Raw genomic sequence first — 1,477 nt, forward strand, 5'->3', positions numbered from 1 at the left:
TAAAATGTACCCTATAGAGTAGACACTTTAAAAAAGTGCTTTCTATAGGGTACTTTTTTTGTATAATTTAATAACACAACTAGAGACATACTGGAGACGGAGAAATCATGAGTAAAAAGGCTTTTACAGACAAAGAAATCGTAATGTTATCTAAAAACACCTATGTTAAATCTGTTAGTTCAAAAGGAATCACTTATTCTGATGAGTTTAAACAACATTTTGTTTCAGAATTTGGTAAGGGGAAGTTTTCAAGGCAGATCTTTGAAGAAGCAGGTTTTGACGTTGAAATCATTGGAATGCAAAGAATTAAATCTGCTTCCGAACGTTGGAGAGCTGCTTATAAAGCTGATGGCGTAATGGGGCTGAAAGACACCAGAAAAGATAGTTCTGGAAGGCCACGATTAAAAGAACTAACAATTGAGGAGAAATATGCAAGATTAGAAGCTCAGATGAATCTTATAAAAGCAGAGAATGAACTCTTAAAAAAGATTCGTATGTTAGAAAGGGGGCTGAAAAGGTAAAGATTCCTGTTAGTCAGAAGTACATTCTTATTCGTGAAGTTATTGAAAAATATAACTTGAAACACATGGTGAAATTCCTCTGTGAGGTTGCCGGTGTGTCAAGAAGTGGTTACTACAATTACTTCTCAGCTAAGTCAGAAGAAAGACGGAAATACCAAGAAATGAAAGATGAAGAGGCAAAGGCCATAATCTTAAAGGCTTTTCACTTTAAGGGTCGTAAGAAAGGGGCACGTCAAATCAAAATGACGTTGGCGGGTCAATTTCAGTGTGTCTTCAATTTGAAAAAAATTCGTAGAATCATGAAAAAATATGATATCGTTTGCCCAATTAGGAAAGCAAATCCTTACCGGAGAATGATGAAAGCTACTCAGGAACATCGAGTCGCTCCGAACTTACTAAACCGTCAATTTAAGCAGGAGACGCCTGGCAAAGTACTTCTTACAGACATCACTTACCTGAACTATCACAGTGGACAGCGAGCCTATTTATCCGTCATTAAGGATGGGTCTACAGGTGAAGTTTTGGCACATTATATGTCAAGCCGTATCACCATGGAATTGGCCACCAACACCTTAACCAAGCTGAAGAAGAACAGAAACTTTAAGCAGGCTAAAGATGCCCTCATCCATTCCGATCAAGGTACTCATTACACGCATCCTGATTTTCAAAAACTCGTTCGAAAACTAGGATTACGCCAATCCATGTCCAGAAGAGGGAACTGTTGGGATAACGCTCCTATCGAATCATTTTTTGGTCATCTTAAAGATGAGGTTGATATAAAAGCATGTAAAACAATTGAGCAGCTTCAACGGGAAATTGACAAATATATCCGCCACTATAACCATACTAGATATCAATGGAACCTAAAAAAGATGACTCCTGTACAATACAGAAATCATCTTCTTCACGTTGCCTAAGCCTTTTTTTTAAATGTCCTTTACAAAGGGTACACTTTA

Annotated in this window: 1 protein-coding gene; it reads left to right on the top strand. The window is 37.4% G+C overall.

Going from position 1 to position 1,477, the window contains the following annotated elements; genetic code table 11:
- Window positions 1-107 precede the first annotated feature (107 nt).
- A protein-coding gene (locus BSO02S_RS26755; protein WP_235847016.1) for an IS3 family transposase occupies window positions 108-1,438 on the top strand; the annotation gives its coding sequence in 2 pieces (ribosomal slippage) (window positions 108-477 and window positions 477-1,438; 1,332 coding nt in all).
- The last annotated feature ends 39 nt before the right edge of the window (window positions 1,439-1,477 follow it).

The organism is Neobacillus soli NBRC 102451 (assembly GCF_001591665.1).
Lineage (GTDB): Bacteria > Bacillota > Bacilli > Bacillales > Cytobacillaceae > Neobacillus > Neobacillus soli.